The sequence below is a fragment of the Methanothrix sp. genome (assembly GCF_016706325.1).
GTDB lineage: Archaea > Halobacteriota > Methanosarcinia > Methanotrichales > Methanotrichaceae > Methanothrix.
Map to the genome: position 1 here is coordinate 329,610 of NZ_JADJJX010000002.1, position 18,234 is coordinate 347,843.

Annotated in this window: 22 protein-coding genes and 1 pseudogene; 16 read left to right on the forward strand and 7 right to left on the reverse strand. The window is 56.4% G+C overall.

The features are described 5' to 3' along the window. Positions 1 to 93 precede the first annotated feature (93 nt). Entirely contained in the window at positions 94 to 2,250 is a 2,157-nt protein-coding gene (locus tag IPI63_RS11295) for a DHH family phosphoesterase (protein ID WP_292478487.1), read from the reverse strand. A 76-nt stretch (positions 2,251 to 2,326) separates the two neighbouring features. Here IPI63_RS11295 and IPI63_RS11300 point away from each other — a divergent pair. From IPI63_RS11300 to IPI63_RS11325, 7 genes and pseudogenes are all read left to right on the forward strand, one after another. After that, a pseudogene (locus IPI63_RS11300) lies at positions 2,327 to 2,896 on the forward strand (tRNA (cytidine(56)-2'-O)-methyltransferase); the annotation flags it as partial. A 155-nt stretch (positions 2,897 to 3,051) separates the two neighbouring features. Further along, a complete protein-coding gene (locus IPI63_RS11305) occupies positions 3,052 to 3,441 on the forward strand; it encodes a hypothetical protein (RefSeq protein WP_292478491.1) in 390 nt (129 codons plus the stop codon). Beyond that, positions 3,336 to 4,127: an ATP-grasp domain-containing protein gene (locus IPI63_RS11310; protein ID WP_292478656.1), complete on the forward strand. Its 792-nt coding sequence runs from the start codon at positions 3,336 to 3,338 to the stop codon at positions 4,125 to 4,127. Before IPI63_RS11305 ends, IPI63_RS11310 begins: the two co-directional genes overlap by 106 nt. Positions 4,128 to 4,272: 145 nt before the next feature. After that, positions 4,273 to 6,288, forward strand: coding sequence for a CHAT domain-containing protein (locus IPI63_RS11315; RefSeq protein WP_292478492.1), 2,016 nt, complete (start codon positions 4,273 to 4,275; stop codon positions 6,286 to 6,288). 22 nt (positions 6,289 to 6,310) lie between these two features. After that, a complete protein-coding gene (locus IPI63_RS11320; protein ID WP_366851062.1) occupies positions 6,311 to 6,634 on the forward strand; it encodes a tetratricopeptide repeat protein in 324 nt (107 codons plus the stop codon). Further along, entirely contained in the window at positions 6,567 to 6,773 is a 207-nt protein-coding gene (locus tag IPI63_RS13035; RefSeq protein WP_366851021.1) for a tetratricopeptide repeat protein, read from the forward strand. The genes IPI63_RS11320 and IPI63_RS13035 overlap by 68 nt, the downstream gene beginning before the upstream one ends. Next, positions 6,770 to 7,741: a tetratricopeptide repeat protein gene (locus IPI63_RS11325; RefSeq protein ID WP_292478493.1), complete on the forward strand. Its 972-nt coding sequence runs from the start codon at positions 6,770 to 6,772 to the stop codon at positions 7,739 to 7,741. Before IPI63_RS13035 ends, IPI63_RS11325 begins: the two co-directional genes overlap by 4 nt. Before the next feature lie 34 nt (positions 7,742 to 7,775). Here IPI63_RS11325 and IPI63_RS11330 read toward each other — a convergent pair whose 3' ends face one another. Then, positions 7,776 to 7,904 (reverse strand): hypothetical protein, encoded by a 129-nt coding sequence (locus tag IPI63_RS11330; protein ID WP_292478495.1) that lies wholly within the window; start codon positions 7,902 to 7,904, stop codon positions 7,776 to 7,778. Positions 7,905 to 7,964: 60 nt separating this feature from the next. Between IPI63_RS11330 and IPI63_RS11335 the strand changes: the two genes are divergently transcribed. The 5 genes from IPI63_RS11335 to IPI63_RS11355 are packed head-to-tail and all read left to right on the forward strand — an operon-like array spanning position 7,965 to position 10,837. Next, positions 7,965 to 8,516 (forward strand): hypothetical protein, encoded by a 552-nt coding sequence (locus IPI63_RS11335; protein ID WP_292478497.1) that lies wholly within the window; start codon positions 7,965 to 7,967, stop codon positions 8,514 to 8,516. A 28-nt stretch (positions 8,517 to 8,544) separates the two neighbouring features. Beyond that, positions 8,545 to 9,210, forward strand: a complete 666-nt coding sequence (tpiA, locus tag IPI63_RS11340) for a triose-phosphate isomerase (RefSeq protein ID WP_366851063.1) — start codon at positions 8,545 to 8,547, stop codon at positions 9,208 to 9,210. A gap of 3 nt (positions 9,211 to 9,213) precedes the next feature. Next, on the forward strand, positions 9,214 to 9,480 hold the full coding sequence (locus IPI63_RS11345) for an acylphosphatase (protein ID WP_214065917.1): 267 nt from the start codon (positions 9,214 to 9,216) through the stop codon (positions 9,478 to 9,480). Positions 9,481 to 9,494: 14 nt separating this feature from the next. Beyond that, entirely contained in the window at positions 9,495 to 9,665 is a 171-nt protein-coding gene (locus IPI63_RS11350; RefSeq protein WP_214065912.1) for a 4Fe-4S binding protein, read from the forward strand. Beyond that, the gene (locus IPI63_RS11355) at positions 9,662 to 10,837 is read left to right on the forward strand and encodes an NAD(P)/FAD-dependent oxidoreductase (protein WP_292478502.1); all 1,176 of its coding nucleotides are present in this window, start codon (positions 9,662 to 9,664) and stop codon (positions 10,835 to 10,837) included. The genes IPI63_RS11350 and IPI63_RS11355 overlap by 4 nt, the downstream gene beginning before the upstream one ends. Before the next feature lie 58 nt (positions 10,838 to 10,895). Here the strand turns inward: IPI63_RS11355 and IPI63_RS11360 are convergent, their stop codons facing one another. Together IPI63_RS11360 and IPI63_RS11365 are read right to left on the reverse strand one after the other, a co-directional pair. Next, a complete protein-coding gene (locus tag IPI63_RS11360) occupies positions 10,896 to 11,219 on the reverse strand; it encodes a hypothetical protein (protein WP_292478503.1) in 324 nt (107 codons plus the stop codon). Then, positions 11,155 to 11,445 (reverse strand): hypothetical protein, encoded by a 291-nt coding sequence (locus IPI63_RS11365; RefSeq protein ID WP_292478505.1) that lies wholly within the window; start codon positions 11,443 to 11,445, stop codon positions 11,155 to 11,157. Before IPI63_RS11365 ends, IPI63_RS11360 begins: the two co-directional genes overlap by 65 nt. A 376-nt stretch (positions 11,446 to 11,821) precedes the next feature. On the opposite strand from IPI63_RS11365, the gene IPI63_RS11370 reads away from it, so the two are divergent. Then, positions 11,822 to 12,199 (forward strand): hypothetical protein, encoded by a 378-nt coding sequence (locus IPI63_RS11370; RefSeq protein WP_013720576.1) that lies wholly within the window; start codon positions 11,822 to 11,824, stop codon positions 12,197 to 12,199. 131 nt (positions 12,200 to 12,330) lie between these two features. On the opposite strand, the gene IPI63_RS11375 is transcribed toward IPI63_RS11370, so the two are convergent. Further along, a complete protein-coding gene (locus tag IPI63_RS11375) occupies positions 12,331 to 12,591 on the reverse strand; it encodes a FeoA family protein (protein ID WP_292478507.1) in 261 nt (86 codons plus the stop codon). A gap of 483 nt (positions 12,592 to 13,074) precedes the next feature. Here IPI63_RS11375 and IPI63_RS11380 point away from each other — a divergent pair, with 483 nt between their 5' ends. Continuing rightward, positions 13,075 to 14,322 carry a Glu/Leu/Phe/Val dehydrogenase gene (locus IPI63_RS11380; RefSeq protein WP_214065916.1) on the forward strand — a complete coding sequence of 416 codons (1,248 nt, stop codon included), beginning with the start codon at positions 13,075 to 13,077 and terminating at the stop codon, positions 14,320 to 14,322. A gap of 74 nt (positions 14,323 to 14,396) precedes the next feature. Then, positions 14,397 to 15,230 (forward strand): imidazole glycerol phosphate synthase subunit HisF, encoded by an 834-nt coding sequence (gene hisF / locus IPI63_RS11385; RefSeq protein ID WP_366851065.1) that lies wholly within the window; start codon positions 14,397 to 14,399, stop codon positions 15,228 to 15,230. 226 nt (positions 15,231 to 15,456) lie between these two features. Here the strand turns inward: hisF and IPI63_RS11390 are convergent, their stop codons facing one another. Beyond that, positions 15,457 to 16,488, reverse strand: coding sequence for a hypothetical protein (locus IPI63_RS11390; protein WP_292478509.1), 1,032 nt, complete (start codon positions 16,486 to 16,488; stop codon positions 15,457 to 15,459). A gap of 11 nt (positions 16,489 to 16,499) precedes the next feature. Then, positions 16,500 to 16,742 carry a hypothetical protein gene (locus IPI63_RS11395; protein ID WP_292478511.1) on the reverse strand — a complete coding sequence of 81 codons (243 nt, stop codon included), beginning with the start codon at positions 16,740 to 16,742 and terminating at the stop codon, positions 16,500 to 16,502. Positions 16,743 to 17,316: 574 nt separating this feature from the next. On the opposite strand from IPI63_RS11395, the gene IPI63_RS11405 reads away from it, so the two are divergent. Then, positions 17,317 to 18,135, forward strand: coding sequence for a tetratricopeptide repeat protein (locus tag IPI63_RS11405; protein WP_292478513.1), 819 nt, complete (start codon positions 17,317 to 17,319; stop codon positions 18,133 to 18,135). The last annotated feature ends 99 nt before the right edge of the window (positions 18,136 to 18,234 follow it).

Sequence of the window (18,234 nt, forward strand, 5' to 3'; positions counted from 1 at the left end):
AAATGATAACTATCAAACGAAAACGATCAAACGAAAACGATCAAATGGAGACGATCAAAGGGAGAAGATGCAGATGGTATCTTCAGTTGGCAGTCACATCGCCTCTGCACCCAATGCCTGCGCCTCCACCGGAACCTCCTCCACCGGGCAGGCGGCGATCTTCTCTGCCAGCTTCGCCAGGACCTCTTTTCTCATCCCGCCCACGAACTTGATGGAGCCAACGACTAGATGGCCTCCCCCTGAGACCCCTCCATTGGGGATCTCCTCCATCAGCTCCTTGACCATCTGGGGGATGTTCATCCTCACCCCCCGGCTGCGCAGCACTGCGAAATCCGGGCCGTAACCTATGGTGACCACCGGTTTTCCATCGTACTTCTGGCATAGTCGGTCGTGCACCTCGCCAGAGGTCTTTCCCGGCGGGGGGAAGGTGAACTTATGGGCGAAGTTCTCCACATCCAGGACATTCATGATGATGCCATTGGGAAGCTTGGTGCTCTTGACATTGCCCATGCTCGCCCGGAGCTGCTCGTCTATGGCAGAATTGGCCTGCTCGCATAAAAGCTCCACGATTTTTTGATGGCGGTCGAGCCGGCCAAGGCATAGGATGTCGTTTATCATTCCCCGGCCGTCATTGAAGCGCTGCCAGAAGGCCTCAAAGTCCAGGGCAAGGGCGATCTTCTTCAGATCATCTCTGGAGAAGCGCTCCTCCACCAGGCGGATGTACTCCTCTGCCTCCGGGGCCTCGCTGCGATCGCCCACGGCAGATACGGCAGGGAAATGGAGGATCTTGTTCTCAATCCCGGGTTGGATCATGCGGGCGATCTCTGTGGCCAGCATGCCAGTGGTCAGGCCGAAGTCCCCACCAGCATGGGCGGGATTGACATGGGCCACCAGGAACTGGTCCACTATCTTGTGAGGGTGGTGATGGTCGACCACCAGCATCTCCAGGCCGTAGACCTGGGCCAGACGCATAGCGGGAACATCCTCTTCAGTCGAGCCGTTGTCCATCAGAACGATAAGAGGCATCTTCTGGCCGTGCCGGTTCTGATCCTCCAGAGCGAATGTCAGATCCTTGGTCACATCCTCCAGCTCGTAGAAGGGGGCTTTGCTGGGGGCGCGGCGGTAGTTATGGTACTCGGCATCTGGGCCGCCCACCTCGGCGATCAGAGGGAGGATGGCCATCTCAATGGCCACTGCAGCGGAGATGCCATCGGCATCAGCATGATGGCGGACGACTATTGGCTGGGACTTGAGTATAGCACGGCGGATCTCTTTGGCCACCGCCCTCATCGCCGGACGCAATCTCTCCATGATCTCGCTTTCGACCAGAAACTCCGTCTGCGCCGGCTCGGCCCGAAGATCGATGGCCTTCTCGATCTGCTCTTTCACCTGGGAGGCCTCCCCTCCCCAGAGGCGTTTCATGGATTTTATCTCCACCTGGACCTGGTTGTTGCGCAGTGTGGCCTCGCCGATCACCCGGACCATCATGTCGCTATCGATATCTGAGTAAGCCCGCACCCCGGCCCGCTCGAAGGCGGCGCAGAAGACCAGGCCGCTGTCATCGGCCAGAGTGAATATGGTCGGGCCGCCGGTCTGTTTGACCTGGATCACCTCTCCTTTGATCATGATCGTCTTGCCCACCAGGCGGTGAAGGTCTGCTGCCTTGGAGAGAGGAAGCTCCTTTTCCACCTCCACAGTGTTGTACTCCTTCAGCTCCACCGGCTCCAGCTCGATGTTGCCATTGGGAAGGATGTTCCTCACTATCACCAGGATGCTGTCGCCGGCCTCAGGGCGGCTCTTGAGGTACTTATTGTGGGCAAGGCCGCGCACGGAATCGGACAGATCGACAAAGGCCCCGAAGTTCGCCAGGCCGGAGACCTTGCCCTGATAGATATCTCCCACGGAGATGTCTCTGATATCGCAGGCCGGATCGAGGATGTGAACCAGCGGCTTTTTGGCGCATCGCTCACAGAACTCTTTCTTGCTCTCCAGCTTTGTCCCGCAGACCACGCAGAGATATTCCCGGCCCAGGCCGTGGCATTCAGGGCAGCTCTCGGTGAGGGGGATCTTGCCGCTGCCATGACAGACGCTGCATGTTGCCGAGCCGCTCTCAATCAGAGATTTCATGTCATTGTCCGAAGCCTCTCCCAGGGAGATGGACTCGGTCGTTCCCTTGCCATTGCAGTTGGGACAGGGCTTCTCCCCAATCTTGAGCACTCCACGGCCCTGACATCTCTCACACTGATTCATTGCCCGTGAGATGGTCATAGAGGAATTTATAGCTTCGGGAAGGCTCTAAATAAGAGGGGCCATATTCTTGCCGCCCGTGCGAGCAGTGGTTTTACGCCTGGGGCATCGGCCGGAGAGGGACAAGAGGGTCACCACCCATGTGGGCCTGGTCGCCCGCGCCTTTGGGGCGGAGGAGATGCTTCTTTGCGGTCGCGACGCCCACGTGGAGGAGAGCCTGGATGATGTGGCCAGGCGGTGGGGAGGAGACTTCCGCCTCACAGCGGATGCCTCATGGAAGGGGGAGATGGTGCGCTGGAAGGAGAGAGGGGGAGGGGTGGTTCATCTCACCATGTACGGCTCTAATCTGCCCGATGTGATCGATGAGATCAGAAGAAGAAAGGAGATCATGGTGGTGGTGGGGGCAGAGAAGGTTCCAGCAGAGGTGTATGAGCTGGCGGACTGGAATGTGGCGGTGGGAAATCAGCCCCATTCTGAGGTGGCGGCGCTGGCGGTATTCCTGGATAGGCTCTTTCAGGGGGAGGAGCTGGCGCGGGAGTTTGAGGGAGGCCTGAAGATCGTGCCCTCCCCGCGGGGAAAGGAGGTCCTGTATCCGGAGAACGGCCTCGATGAGGAGGAAGGGGGCAGGGATAAGGAGGAAGGCGGGGATAAGGGAGAGAGGATGAGGGGGGGGATAAGGAGAAGGGTGAGGAGGATGATATGGGCAACGTGGGTGAGGAGGAGGATGGGGACGGAGGCGGAGCGCTCCCGGGCGCAGAGGCCGGCCTCCTCTTATGGAGATAGCAATGCAGTAGTCTGAGAGCGATGAGGCTTCTGATAATTGGGATCAACATCCGGCATATCGCCTGTTCCGCCTGGCGGGCGGGGCATGAGGTCTATGCTGTCGATGGCTACTGCGACCTGGACCTGGAGAGCTGCGCCTGTGATATGGCGCCCTTGTCCAGGGATGGAATGGAGGGGCCAAAGGGAGAAGGTGATCCGGTCTCTGAGCATATCGAGAGGGTTCGCCCTGATGCTATCATCCTTGGGCCGGGGCTGGAGGAGGTCAGGGTCAGGGGGTGCCGCGCTTCGACAATTCGCCCGATAAGGTGCGCAGGATCTCAGACAAGCTCTGGCAGGCCCGCTGGCTGGAGAGGAATGGCTTTCCCTTCATCAGGACAGAGGCCTCTGCAGAGGGGCTGGACTTTCCGGTAATGATCAAGCCCAGGCGGGGGGCGGGCGGTGTGGGCTGCAGAGTGGCCAGGACTCGCAGCGAGCTTGACTGGGGGGAGGGGCTGATCTATCAGGAGGTCGTTGCCGGCCGGCCGGCGAGCGTCTCGGTCATCAGCGACGGAAAGGAGGCGCGGGCGCTGGCGGCGAATGAGCAGCTCATCGGCGAGAGCTGGACGGGAGCCGCGGGCTTTCGGTACTGCGGGAACATCACCCCCCTGGAGCCTCACCCTGAGAGCGATATAGCAGGCATGGCGGAGGGCATCGTCTCCCGGCTGGGGCTGGTGGGCAGCAACGGGGTAGATTTACTGATCACTGAGGAAGGGGCGGTGGTGGTGGAGGTCAACTGCCGCTTTCAAGCAAGCCTGGATTCTGTGCAGTGCGCCACAGGGGTCAATCTCTTCCAGGCTCATCTGAATTCCTTCCGGGGAGTGCTGCCCGAAAGGCCCGCCATCATCTGCTCTGCTGGAAGGGCGATCCTCTACGCCTCCCGCCCTCTGAAGATCAAAGAGAGGCTGCTTTTTCCCTGGACGGCAGACGTCCCCCGCCCGGGATCGAGAGCGGAAAGGGGCGATCCCTTCATCTCCGTCCTGGCCAGGGGGAGTAATAGGGAAGAGGTTGTCAGCAGATTGAGAGAGAGGGGGGATTTGGTCAGGAAGGCCCTTCACTGAAATATGCGGGCGATGTATTGCAGACAGGGCGAAAAGATAAGTTAGAGGCAGATCAGATCTCATCCTCTATCCATAATCTGGACGGGCGCTGGCCCATCAGATTGAAGATATCAAAGGGAAGTATACTTGCAATTCTGGAGAGCGGATGCCCTTGGACCCAACCAGCGGTGAGAATGCGGCCCCTGGATCAGAGAGCATCATCATTCAGGCAGAGAATGTGATGCTTCAGGCGGCCCAGCAGGCAAAGAATGAAGAGCGCGACCCATCCAGTATGCTCCGGGTGCTGGCCCTCCTGGCCGCTCCCGTCCTTGACCCAAAAGATCCTGCCCAGCCTCCTATTCCACTGGATCTGCACCAGGAGTGGCATGTCCTGGCTCATGAGGTGCGGCAGAGCAATGCTCCCATCCTGCTGGCCCGGCTGCAGCCTCCTACATTGCAGGCGCTGCGATCTGCTCTCTCCCCCAGGGCGGGGATGCAGGAGCTCTTTCCCCATATCCTCCACTTCAGCGGCCATGCCTGGAGGGAGGGGCTTCTTTTAGAGGATGATCTCGGCCAGGTCCATCCCGCCAGCACCGGGGAGATACTGGATGCTCTGAATGGTCTTCCCCAGCCCCTGGACCTGGTGGTGCTCAACGGCTGTGAGAGCGCCGCCGATGCCCGCTCAGTGGCACAGGCCCTGCTGGATGGCGGACGGGCCAGGGCGGTGGTGGGCCACGAGCGCCCTGTCCTCGACTCTGAGGCGGTGGCCTTCGCCGGCCGGCTGTATGCAGAGCTTACCGGCGGCTTTCCTCTGAAGGATGCAGTTGATCAAGCCCGCAGAAAGGTGACCACTCACGAGGTTATGCTGCTGGGGGATGACGGACTGCGCTTTGAGATGCTGAACAGAGGAGAGCCGGTGATTGACCGCCGGCGGGCGGCCGCGAGCCTCCTCTCCGCCCAGATCGGTCCCTTTCTGGGCAGGGGGAGTGACCTGGTGCAGATCTCAGGGATCTTGAGCCATCCCCCGGCGGTCGTTGTTCTCTTTGGCCCGCCGGGCATCGGCAAGACCAGCCTGATCCTGCAGGCTGCTCTTCGCAACCAATGGCGCTTTCCCGGCGGGGTGGCATATGCCTGCGGCCCCAGGTCCGGAAGCGGCACTGCTACCGAAATGCTCAGGGATCTGGCAGGCGGTCTGGGGCTTTCCCCTCCCGCAGGCAGGGAGGAGGAGGTGCTGCGGATACACACTGCCAGCCATCCCACCCTCATGCTATTGGACAACCTGGAATCCCTCCCCCAGGAGGAGATGGAGCAGTTGAGCGATTCTCTGCGCCATCTGGGAGGGGAGAGCGCAGCCCTGCTCGCTCTGCGGCCATCCAGCCAGACTCTGGAGGATCTGCCCCTGGCCAGGTCCATATCTCTGCATCATGGGCTGGCCGGGGCAGAGGCAGAGAGATATGCCCTCTATCTTGCCAGGCAGAAGGGCATTCCCCTGGACGGGGCCGACGCCCGGCTAATCGCCTGCTCTGTGGACGGCCATCCTCTGCTGATAGAGAAGATTGTGGCCCAGGCGAGGCGGGGAGACCTGAAGGATCTGCTGGATGATGTGATGAGGCGCCAGGGCGATTTTGCCGCCCAGATCGGCAGAGTCTATAAGTGGTGCCAGGATCGCCTCGATGATGAGCGAAGAGATGCCTGGGCCTCTCTGCCCCTATTTCCTGCCGGCGCTGCTCCGGAGACTCTTTTAAAGGCGGCAGCCGGCAAGGGCGGCCCTCAGGCCCTGAGGGAGGCAGCCCTGGCGGACTTCGACCCCGAGGGGCAGGCCTGGCGGTGGCATGCCACTGTGGCCGAGTACGCCAGCAGCCACTGGCCCATCCCTCCCGAGGAGAGGCAGAAGCGGCTGCTGGCGCTCGCCCCTGCCTGGACATTGTGGCTGGAGCGGCTTTCCGGTGGGGAGAAGAGCATATCGAGGATTGAGGATCAGCATCTCAACCTGGATTTGATGGTCCAGGCATCTGCCGGCGGCTGCCAAGAGTGCCGGCCATTTCTGGAGGCACTAAGAGAAAAGCTGCCCCCGCCGGATCGCACCCCTGATCCTGAGGGAGCTGATAGCCAGGCTCCGCCAGGCCAGACTGGAGGGGCTGGAGCCTGGGGAAGAGGAGGAGAGGGCCAGACGGCTGAATGACCTTGGAATTGCCCTCTCCGCCCTGGGCCGGCGGGAGGATGCGCTGGCCTCTGCTCAGGAGGCCGTTGAAATCCATCGCAAGCTCGCCCGTTCCAACCCTGCTGCCTTCCTGCCCGACCTGGCCACAAGCCTCAACAACCTTGGCAACCGCCTCTCCGCGCTGGGCCGGCAAAAGGAGGCGATGGCCTCCGCCCAGGAGGCCGTTGATATCCATCGCCATCTCGCCCAGTCCAACCCCTCCGCCTTCCTGCCCGACCTGGCCACAAGCCTCAACAACCTTGGCGCACCGCTTCTCCGCGCTGGGCCGGCGGGAGGAGGCGCTCGCTCCCGCCCAGCAGGCCGTTGAAATCCTTCGCAAGCTCGCTCAGTCCAACCCTGCCGCCTTCCTGCCCGACCTGGCCACAAGCCTCAACAACCTTGGCATATTCCTCTCCGCACTGGGCCGGCGGGAGGATGCGCTCGCTCTCACCCAGGGAGGCCGTTGATATCCCTTCGCAAGCTCGCTCAGTCCAACCCCTCCGCCTTCCTGCCTGACCTGGCCACGAGCCTCAACAACCTTGGCACATTCCTCTCCGCGCTGGGCCGGCGGAAGGATGCGCTCGCTCTCACCCAGGAGGCCGTTGATATCCGTCGCAAGCTCGCCCAGTCCAACCCCGCTGCCTTCCTGCCCGACCTGGCCCGGAGCCTCAACAGCCTTGGCAACCGTCTCTCCGCGCTGGGCCGACTGGAGGAGGCGCTCGCTCCCACCCAGGAGGCCGTTGAAATCCGTCGCAAGTTCGCTCAATCCAACCTCGCTGCCTTCCTGCCCGACCTGGCCACAAGCCTCAACAACCTTGGCGCATCCCTCTCTGATCTGGGCCGGTGGGAGGATGCGCTTGCTCCCGCCCAGGAGGCCACTGAAATCCTTCGCAGGCTCGCTCATTCCAACCCCGCCGCCTTCCTGCCCCACCTGGCCACAAGCCTCAACAACCTTGGCGCATTCCTCTCCGCGCTGGGCCGGCGGGAGGATGCGCTCGCTCCCGTCCAGGAGTCCGTTGATATCCATCGCCAGCTCGCCCGTTCCAACCCCGCCGCCTTCCTGCCTGACCTGGCTGGAAGCCTCAACAACCTTGGCGCATCCCTCTCTGATCTGGGCCGGCGGGAGGATGCGCTCGCTTTCGCCCAAGAGGCCGTTGATATCCGTCGCAAGCTCGCCCAGCCCAACCCCGCCGCCTTCCTGCCCGGCCTGGCCAAAAGCCTTGGTGCATTTGGCAGTGTATTGAGCTCCCTTGAGCAGCACGAGAAGGCAACCGGGATCTTTGCCGAGGGATTGCAGCACATCGCACCCTTCTACCAAGAGCATCCCGATGCCTTTGCCCCCCTGGCCGGGTCCCTGCAGGATTCCTACCTCCAGTCATGCCGGGAGGCGGACATCAAGCCGGATGAAAAGCTGCTAATTATGAGAAAAAAATAGTTAACTCTCGATCAAACCACTAAGAGGCAGAGTGCTACCAGGATATGACCCTGTAGACCCAGTTGGCCAGCAGCGTCCAGGCCTTGACGCAACCTGAACCCTTCTCCAGCTTCTCTTTGTCTTTCTCAGAATACCTGACCTTATCCTTCATCCATGAGTCCATGATGATCTCTCACCTCTCATTTGAATATAACAATATCGGTTCACAGGAGAGAGCAGGCCGGTGCAAGAAGAAAAATTCATCTCCTGGAAGGATCATAGAGCCGAGAAGATGAACGACCTTGCCCCTTCCGCAGATCTCATATCCCTGGCGCAGGAGTCTCTTGCCAGCAGAGAAGAGGCGATGAAAAGAGAGCTGGCGGCAAAATACCTTCTCTGCGAGGATGAGGCCTCGGATATAGTCTCCTCATTCTTGCAGAGGTCTTATGGCCCGGCTTTCGCCCTAACGGAGGAGATCGCCAGAAGAGAGGGAACGGTGCTGCTTTTCATCGGCAGAAAGGACTGCGCCATCTGCCAGCGCTGCCAGCCGATATTGAACGAATTCATCCTCGAGCACAAGGATATTGAGCCGGTGATCCTTGACTACTCCCAGCCCGAGGGGTTGCTCTATCACCTGATCCATAGAGATGAGCAGGGAATGCTGCCTCTGATTGCCTTCATCTCCTGCGGCAAGATAATGATGAAGAGCTGCGGGGAGTGCGCCGCCATTCAGATTTATGACGAGCATTATCGCAACATGAGTGAAGAGTGCAGGCAAAATATATATGTTCACTGAGATCGCACCGATGGGTGCGAGGAAGAATATGACCAAGATTGTGCTCAACTTCAAGACCTACCGTGAGTCAACCGGCCGGGAGGCCCTGCGCCTGGCAGAGATCTGCGAGGATATCTCTCAGGACTATTCTGTGCAGATGATAGTGGCACCGCAGGCGGCAGACATTCGTGCCCTATCCCAGGGGGTCAGAATCCCGGTCTACGCCCAGCATGTGGACGGCGTCGGCTACGGAGGATACACCGGCCACATAACTGCTGCCTCCCTGAAGGCTGCAGGGGCCAGTGGAGCGCTCATAAACCACTCTGAGAGAAGGCTCAAGCTGGCGGATATGGAGGCCTCCCTCTCTGCTTGCCGCGACTTTGGCCTCAAGAGCATCATCTGCACCAACAATGTGGCCACCACCCGGGCGGCAGCAGCCCTTGAACCCGATTATGTGGCAGTGGAACCCCCAGAGCTGATAGGAAGCGGCATTCCTGTATCCAAGGCCAATCCCAGTGTGATCAGCGATTCAGTCAGCGCAGTCAAGAGGATCGCCCCTCAGGTGGGAGTCCTGTGCGGCGCGGGAATAACCCACGGAGAGGATCTGAAGATCGCCCTGGATCTGGGATCGGAGGGCGTCCTTTTAGCATCGGGGATCATAAAGGCCAAAGATCAGCGTCTGGCTTTGGAAGACCTGGTGACCGGGGCAAAATAGATGATGGCGGTGCATGTCAGAGTCTCAGGCCGGGTGCAGGGGGTCTATTACCGCGCCTATACCCGCGACCGGGCCAAATCCCTGGGAGTCAACGGCTGGGTGCGAAATATCCCTGGCGGAGGGGTGGAGGCGGTGCTGGAGGGGGAGAGGCATCAGGTAGGAGAGCTGCTCCGAGCTATGAAGACCGGGCCTTCCGGCTCTGCAGTCCTGGGAATGGAGCTCTCTGAGATCGAGGCCAAAGGCTATAATGATTTTGAGATAAAATATTAATCGGATGTGATCTATTGCTTACCATCAACAGATACAAGTGCTGCTACTGTGGTGCCTGCGTCAGTGTATGCCCGACATGCGCCCTGGAGCTGGTGGAGACCTGGCTGGAGATTTCCGCAGACTGCAAAGAGTGCGGCATCTGCACCAAGATATGCCCGGTGGGAGCGCTGGAGGTCGAGGCATGAAGTGCGATGTGATTGTAGTGGGGGCGGGCCCGGGCGGCTCCATGGCTGCGAAGACGGCGGCAGATGCCGGCCTTAATGTGGTCCTGCTGGAGAAACGGCAGGAGATCGGCGATCCGGTGCGCTGCGCTGAGGGGGTGGGCAAGAGGTCTCTGTGCAAGATGGTCAAGCCCGAGCCGGGATGGATTGCTGCTGAGGTGAAGGGGGCTAAGATCTTCTCTCCGGATGGAAGCCATATAGTCATGTCCGAGGACAGGAGCGGCAGCGAGGTGGGCTATGTTCTGGAGAGGAAGGTCTTCGACCGGGGCCTGGCCATGAATGCCGCCCGCGCCGGAGCACGGGTGATGGTCAAGACCCGCGCCACCGGCCTGCTGATGAGGGATGGCGTTCCTTATGGGGTCAATGCCCTGCAGGTGGGAGAGCCTTTGCAGATCGAGGCCCCGATCATCATCGGTGCAGACGGCGTGGAGTCCAAGGTGGGCCGCTGGGCGGGGATTGACACCACCCTCAACCTCAAGGACATAGAGTCCTGCGCCCAGTTCCTGATCTCAGATCCCGGTGTGGACAAGGACTACACCAGGTTCTATCTGGGAAACAGCATTGCTCCATCAGGGTACGCCTGGTCATTTCCCAAGGGGGAGGGGCTGGCCAATATCGGCCTGGGCGTGCTGGGAAGCAGGTGCAAACCTGGCGAAGCAGTCCGCCTGCTGCAGGAGTTCACCAAGACCCACTTTCCCAATGGCAAGATCGTGGAGATGGTGGTGGGCGGAGATCCCTGCTCCGGCCCCATCGAGTCGACCACTGCTGATGGGGTGATGCTGGTGGGAGATGCTGCCCGGCAGACAGATCCGCTGACCGGAGGAGGGATCCTCAATGCCATGCAGGCAGGGGTCATCGCAGGGGAGGTGGCAGCAAAAGCCATCGCCGCCGGCAATGTGAGAAAGGAGGGGCTGAAGGAGTATGAGGAGCGCTGGCGGGAGAGCATGGGCAAGCATCTGGCCAGAAGCCTGGAGTTCAAGGAGTTCTTTGTTAAGCTGACCGACAAGGATCTCAATATGCTGATCGGCTCTCTGGCAAAGGAGGACATGTCCAAGATGGACCTGCCCGGTCTCCTGCGGGTGCTATTCCGTTTGAATCCCAAGCTCCTCTGGGAGCTGCGCCACCTGATAACATAGACTCAGCAATCCTTCAAAGATCGAAGATCTGGCTTTTAGGGATGAATTTGGCTTCGGCCTACTCCAGGGTGGAGCTGCCGTCTGCCCTCTTTGGCAGCCTCTCCAGGTCAAAGCCGATCCTTATCCTCTCCTTATCTGCATCGAGCCTTGCCACACCCATATGGAAGATGTAGCGCATTGTCCGGCGGCCATCGGGGATGCGCAGCCTGTGCTCCCGGCGGAGGATCATAGCACTGGCGGCCTGCAGTGCCGGGCCGCTCTGCAAAAAGAGCAGACCGGGAAGGTTGAGACGCTGATGGCCAGTGGTAGGATATCGCTCATCCATCAGCTCGGCCAGCTCTTCGCGACGGATCCAGACCACTTTTTTCGCCGCTTCTGACAACGATCTGCCCCTCGTCGGCATGCACCTCATCGATATGGGAGTGAAGGGCACAGAGAACATAGCTATTCCCCCGCCCCCTGTTCTCTGGGGGCAGGAGGGCCTCCAGCTTATTCATAAAGGGCTTGAGGAGGGGGCTGGCCCCAGAAAATAGTGCTCCCGGGAGGTTTTTAACCTTGGTCTTTGTCAGCTCATCCAGATCCCTTCTGCCAATCTCGATGGCTATCATAGAGATCTACAGGCCCTCAGGGCATATATCCATATCGGGATGAATAAATTTTAGATATAAAAAAATTTACATGTTCATACTAAATTATTCTCCCTAAATTAATTATTTAACTCTATTCAGCAGTTCCTTTCGCAAAAATGGCAAAAAAAGGCCTCAATTCAAGGGATCTAATGGCCCCATCTAAAAATTTTCATAATTATAAATTCTTAATATGGATGATCTCATCTTTAAAAACCAACAAAATGAAAATGTCAATTGCTTTTTGACTTATTATCTAAAGTATTAGTCTAAATTAGAAAGATTAAAAGAGCAAGCCTTTCAAAACAAATTATTTATATCATTAAGTATTAGTGGCAAGAAAAATATGGTGACGATTATGAGAGAGTCGACTGTAAAGATCCTGGATGATAAGGATATGGAATTTGTGGAGACGCTCCGCTCCCTGGGAGTGCCACGCAATGTAGCAACTCTTATCACATTCCTGGCCAATGTGGATGAGGCCTCCTCAAGGGAGATTGAGATGGGCTCCGATCTTCGGCAGCCTGAGGTGAGCATTGCCATGAGAACCCTGCGCGACAACAACTGGATAGAGGAGAAGGAGATCAAGCGCGAGGGCAAGGGAAGACCGATGAAGGTCTATTCATTGAAGGCGGGCATTGAAGAGGTCATAAAGCACTTCGAGGAAGAGAAGCTGCATGAGTCCGCCCAGGCCATGGAGAGCATCCAGAGGCTCAAGCAGCTCATATCAACATAAATATCCAGGATCGATTATTGTCCGATCGAGGATTGTTCGATCGAAGATTGACCAATCGAGGATTGTTCGATCGAAGGCGGTTCGATCGAAGATCGCCGGATCGAATACTGCTCGATCGAAGGATGAGGCTTTCAGATCTTTTTCTTGACCTGAGGAGATGAGAGCACCTCAACCTCAATTTTTGCTGCTATTCCCCGCCCCAGAGAGATCTTCGAACCGTTAAGCTCGATCACCACCGGCCCGCCAAAGGGATGGCAGGTTATCTTGCGCACGCGACTGCCTCTTCTTATTCCCAGGGAGTCAAACCTCCTCTGCCAGCCGTACTCGCCTTTGATGGAATGAATCTCCAGGGTCTGGTTGCAAGGGGCCTTTGAAAGCTCTATATATCTCATCTCTGATCATCAACCTCATCGGCTTCATCTCCAGAGCAGCGGATAAATCTTGCGCAGCAATGATACAGTGTGGTATACTGTTCTATTAATATCTCATTTGCGCTATTAATATCTGATTTGCCGTCTATTCATGACCATTCATAATTTCAGTCCGTCCGGCGGAAAATACCTTCCTGCGAAGCAGCCTTCTGGCCGGGTGCATGAACGGAGAGCTCCATTAATTCCTTTTTTAATATGAAAATTCGTTTCATCATAATTTTCATATCCTTGAAGCTTTTCGGGGGCCTGACTTGCAAATCAATTTTTAATTTATTTTCTGAGATTTATTTACTGAAAATCTTCAAATAGGTCGACAATTCGCCTCCGTCCCTCGTAATTGTATATTAATTTAACTCACAAGGATTAAATAGACAACGATGGAGATCATCCACCACCAGCTCATAAATGAAGATTTGGGTAGCTGCTGAATGGAGATGCAATATAATGTCCAAATCGAATTCTTTTGAGATAGCTCAAAGACAGCTTGACGATTGTGCAAAGATCCTGAAGCTCGATCATGGAGTGCATGAATTCCTCCGTCACCCCCAGCGAGAGTTTCATGTATCGATTCCCGTGCGTATGGATGATGGCAGCATAAGGATCTTCCAGGGCTTCAGAGTTCAGTATAATGATGCTCTGGGCCCCTGCAAGGGCGGCATAAGATACCATCCGGATGAGACCATAGATACCGTAAGGGCTCTGGCCGCCTGGATGACCTGGAAGACCTCCCTTCTCGGCCTGCCCCTGGGCGGTGGCAAGGGCGGAGTGGTGTGCAATCCCAAAGAGCTATCTTTAGGAGAGCAGGAGAGGCTCTGCCGGGGCTATGTCGATATGATCTGGCAGAGCATCGGGCCGGAGAAGGACATTCCTGCTCCTGATGTCTACACCACCCCCCAGATGATGGCCTGGATGATGGATGAGTACTCAAAATTGACCGGCTCGAACAGCTTCGGCTGTATCACCGGCAAGCCGCTATGCGTTGGAGGCTCCTGTGGCAGAAGCGATGCCACCGCCAGGGGAGGGATGTATGCTCTGAGGGAGGCGGCAAAGGAGTTCAAAATCGATCTATCCCGGGCCACTATAGCCATTCAGGGATACGGCAATGCCGGCAGCTATGCTCATAGCCTGGCCAAGGAGCTTCTCGGGAGCAAGGTGGTGGCGTTGAGCGACTCCAAAGGAGGGGCCTTCAATCCCGCCGGGATAGAGCCAGCAGAGGCGTCGAGCGTAAAAGCGGGAACCTCCTCGGTGGCCAATATACCCGATGCCAAGAAGATCAGCAATGAAGAGCTCTTGGAGCTGAATGTGGACATTCTCATCGCAGCCGCTTTGGAGAACGTCATCACCAGGGAGAACGCTGGAAAGATCAAGGCCAAGATCGTCTTGGAGCTGGCCAATGGCCCCACCACCCCGGAGGCAGATGAGATCCTCTTCCAGAATAAGATACATGTCATTCCCGACTTCCTGGCCAATGCAGGCGGTGTCACTGTATCCTACTTCGAGATGGTGCAGAACATCATGCGCTACTGCTGGTCCTTCGAAGAGGTCTACCAGAGGCTGGACGAGAGGATGACCATGGCCTATCAGGGTGTCCTGGCCGCCTCCAAGCAATATAATATCAACATGCGTCAGGCAGCCTACACTGTGGCCGTAGCCAGGGTGGTAGAGGCCATGAAGACCCGCGGCTGGGTATAAGAGGGGTATAAGAGAAGATCTCAATGGATGAAAGATAAGAGTATATCGAAATAGGTCCACAGGAGGAGTCCGTCATATTCGATAATAAGGGAGATAGTTATGCTAAGATCGTCCCCTGCCTGGACGTCAAGGTGGTGGATGGCCGGCCATCGGTGGTCAAGGGTGAGAAGTTCGTTGATCTGAAAAGGCAGGGCGATCCAGTGGAGCTTGCCCGGCGTTATCAGGATCAAGGGGCTGATGAGCTGATCTTCCTGGACATCACTGCCTCTCACGAGGGCAGAAAGACCATGGTGGATGTGGCTCGCAGGGTGGCAGATGCAATCGATATCCCCTTTGCTGTAGGAGGGGGCATCTCCTCTCTGGATGGGATCGAGCAGATCCTGGAGGCGGGAGCAGATAAGATAGGAATCAATACCGCTGCAGTCAAGAACCCCGATTTTGTGAAGGAGGCTTCGGCTGTTTTTGGATCAGAGAGAATAACTGTGGCTGTGGATGCTCGCCGGAACACGAATATCCTGTCAGATGTCAACGTTCACCAGATGGAAGACGGCACCAGAGCCTGGTTTGAGCTGGTGATCTATGGCGGCAGAGAGGCTGTGGGGATAGATGCCATCGAATGGTGCCGGAGGATGGAGGAGCTGGGCGCGGGGGAGATCCTGCTCACCAGCATGGACCGGGACGGGACGAATATTGGATACGATCTGCCCCTGACCAAGGCCATCTGCGAGGCTGTGGCCATCCCGGTCATAGCCAGCGGTGGGGCCTCCACACCGCAGCATATCCTGGAGGCCTTCACTGTGGCCAGGGCCGATTCAGCACTGGCTGCGGGGATGTTCCACCGGGGCGAGTATACTGTGGGCCAGGTAAAGGACTACCTGGAGAGCAGGGGAATCAGGGTAAAAAGGTAAGTCAGGATCTGACTCTAATTTAGAAAGGATGATTCCTTCCATCTTCAAAAGAGCATGAGTCGGCGACACCGGCCATTGGGAGAGCTGGCCGATGTCCCATCAAGCCTTTTCCGATCATTCCTTTTCCGGTCATTCCTTTTCCGATCATTCCCGGATGAGGTGAGCTGCCCGGAATGCTCTACGGCCCGGCATGCTCTACGTCTGCAGAGCCGCCCTTGCCTATACCCTACACCGCCTCCACATAGATCTCTTTGGGCACTCCCGCCTCGAAGTATATGCTGTTCTCAAACATCCAAAAGCCATCCCAGACGCTTATCACGTGACTCTTGCCTCCTTCGAGGCTGAGGTTGTATATGCCGTCATATCCAATGCCCACCAGCGCTCCATCCACATAGACCTGGAAGGCGGTTTTGGCCGGATAGAGGATCGATACTGGTGTATTGCCTGCTGAGGGTGTGGCTGAGGGGCGTGCTGCTGGTGCTGCCGGGATATACTGTCCAGATTGCCCTGTTGCTGCAGGATAGGCGGACGGCTGAGATATCGGGGCCTGAACAAAGGCATCGATCACTATGACATTGCTTGGCTGGTTGTTGACCACAAAATAGAGCATATGCCTGCCCACCTCATCAGGGCGGTATTTCATGCTGTTGTATCCCGGCTGGAACTGATAGAACCTGGAATTTTGGATGCTTGTTCCATTGGAGATGATCTCAAAGAATTCGCCAACCCCCCCTGAGGGAACGTTGCCCACCAGCTCCAGAGCGACACCCACCGGGCTTACCAGATACTGGGTCCAGTTCTGTGCTCCCCGGATCCAAAGGTCATTGGCCTGAGGAGAGGTGATCAATAGATACTGAGAATAAGCCAGCCCCTGGCCGCTTCCATAGTGCAGATAGGAGGGTGGCGAGCGGGCTATATCGAATTTGGCCGGATTGCTGATTATCTCGCTATCCGCTGGCATGGCCTGCCTTGAATAGTACTCTTCATAAGGAGCGAATGCCGATGGTGCTATCATCTCTCTGAATACAGTCGGGTTTACGTCATAACGGGGGTAAGATGGAGCTGGAGCATCCAGCCAGCGAACCATGCCTGCAATACCAGGGTCCATCAATGAAGCCCGGTCGATGGGGGTGACATATGCTCCTTCCAGCCAGTCCACTGGATATAGCTGGCCTACAGTCGGGGCTGGTCCGCCGTCGGCAGACAGCGCCTGAGGAACAATCATTGCGGCGATCAAGGCCGTTAATATCAATTTCATGAAGATCGATCTCATATTTTAACCTCATTTGCATCAAAATTCTTAAAAACAGTGCAGCAGGCATGACCTGAAATATGGAATACCGCAGGAGGCGTGATAGGGGCGTGGCAAGGGGCATTGTATGCAGTAATGATCCCTGAGTTATCGATCTCTGAGTTGCTATTCCCAGAGTTGCTGATCCCAGTGTTTCTGAAGAGATAGTTGAGTTCAAGATCGGCAGCATAACGGGTCGAATTGCTTAGTATATCTGCCATAGTTTCTGACTCCTGCTCTTGCTTTTTTTCAGAGTATTGGGCCTGCAGAAGCTATCTTCAGCTTTGCATGCAAATCTCCACTCTCAGTTTTAGGGCATTATATGTCAGATTATTCAATAATGCCCAATTATTACTGGTTCGCTTGGACTTCATCTAATTTAAAACTATTCTATTAAAAATTTTTAAATGTATTGAAGGAATTGATATATATTCGGAGTTAGTGTCCCGAGATTGCTGTAATCTTGTAGCTATCCTGAATCCTGCTATCATTACTCTAAGTTCATCGTTGAATACTTTTCACTGTTAACCACCCTTCATTTATTTTCATCATGATATGTCCTGCTGATCTCATCAGGGATTGTTCGCTCGGGAATGTTCCTCAGGTCTGCTTCCGCCCTTCAAATCCTTATTGATGCGCTCAATATGTCTGCTATCGAAGGTTCACTGCACCACCGGCTGCCCTCTCTTTCTCTCCCATTGAGATAAAAACAGAAGTTGGAGGGTGCAGAAATTATTTCCGTCAAAGATGCCAATTGGGCTTTTATGGATCTGGCGGCGTTCTCTTGGAGAGAAGATGATGAAAGAAGCTCATAAGGCCTCCCCCACTGCCCGGGAATGGACCGCTCTGGGGGACGACTTATACCGGCAGGGATTGTTTGCCGAGTCTGCAGAGGCATATGAGAGGGCTTTGGAGATGGATCCGGAGGATAAGGAGTCATGGAACAGCAGAGGCCTTGCCCTCTGCCGCCAGGGGATGTTGGACAGGGCGGTGGAGTCATTTGAACGAGCGATCGAGATCGATGATCAATACCTGGATGCTCACAACAACATCGGCGTAGTTCATTATCGGAATCATAGTCACCAAGAGGCCCTGGAGATATTCGATACCATCCTGAAAAGGGATCCAAAATACATCAGAGCCTGGTACAACCGGGGGGTGGTCTTGGAGAAGATGGAGAGGTTTAAAGAGTCCATAGAGAGCTACGATAAAGCGATTCAAATAGATGCCGAGAAGCCGAGGATCTGGAACAACCGGGGAGCAGTCCTGGGCAAGATGGGCCGCTATGATGAGGCATTGATCTGCATTGACCGGTCGCTGGCCCTCCAGCCGGAGAACGCTGAGGCCTGGAACAATCGAGGTGCGGCACTCAGTATGCTGGGCAGATATGATGAGGCATTGGAGGATTTCAACCGGGCAATAGAGATCGATCCTGAGGATTGCGAGGCTTTATGCAATAAAGGCGAGGCCTTGCGCCAACTGGGCCGGCATGCTCAAGCATTGGAGTGCTTTGAAGCCGCCATCAGATTGGATCCAGGCCATCAGAGGGCACGCAATGGAAGGCTGCTGGCTCTGAGAGAGGCACGAGAGAATGAAGAGCTGAAGGCCTCATAGATTGAAGATCGAAGATCGGAGATTGAAGATCGAAGATTGAAGAAAAAGGTATTCTGTTCAGCTTTATTCTCAGATCCCCCATTCTCAGATTCTCTCTTC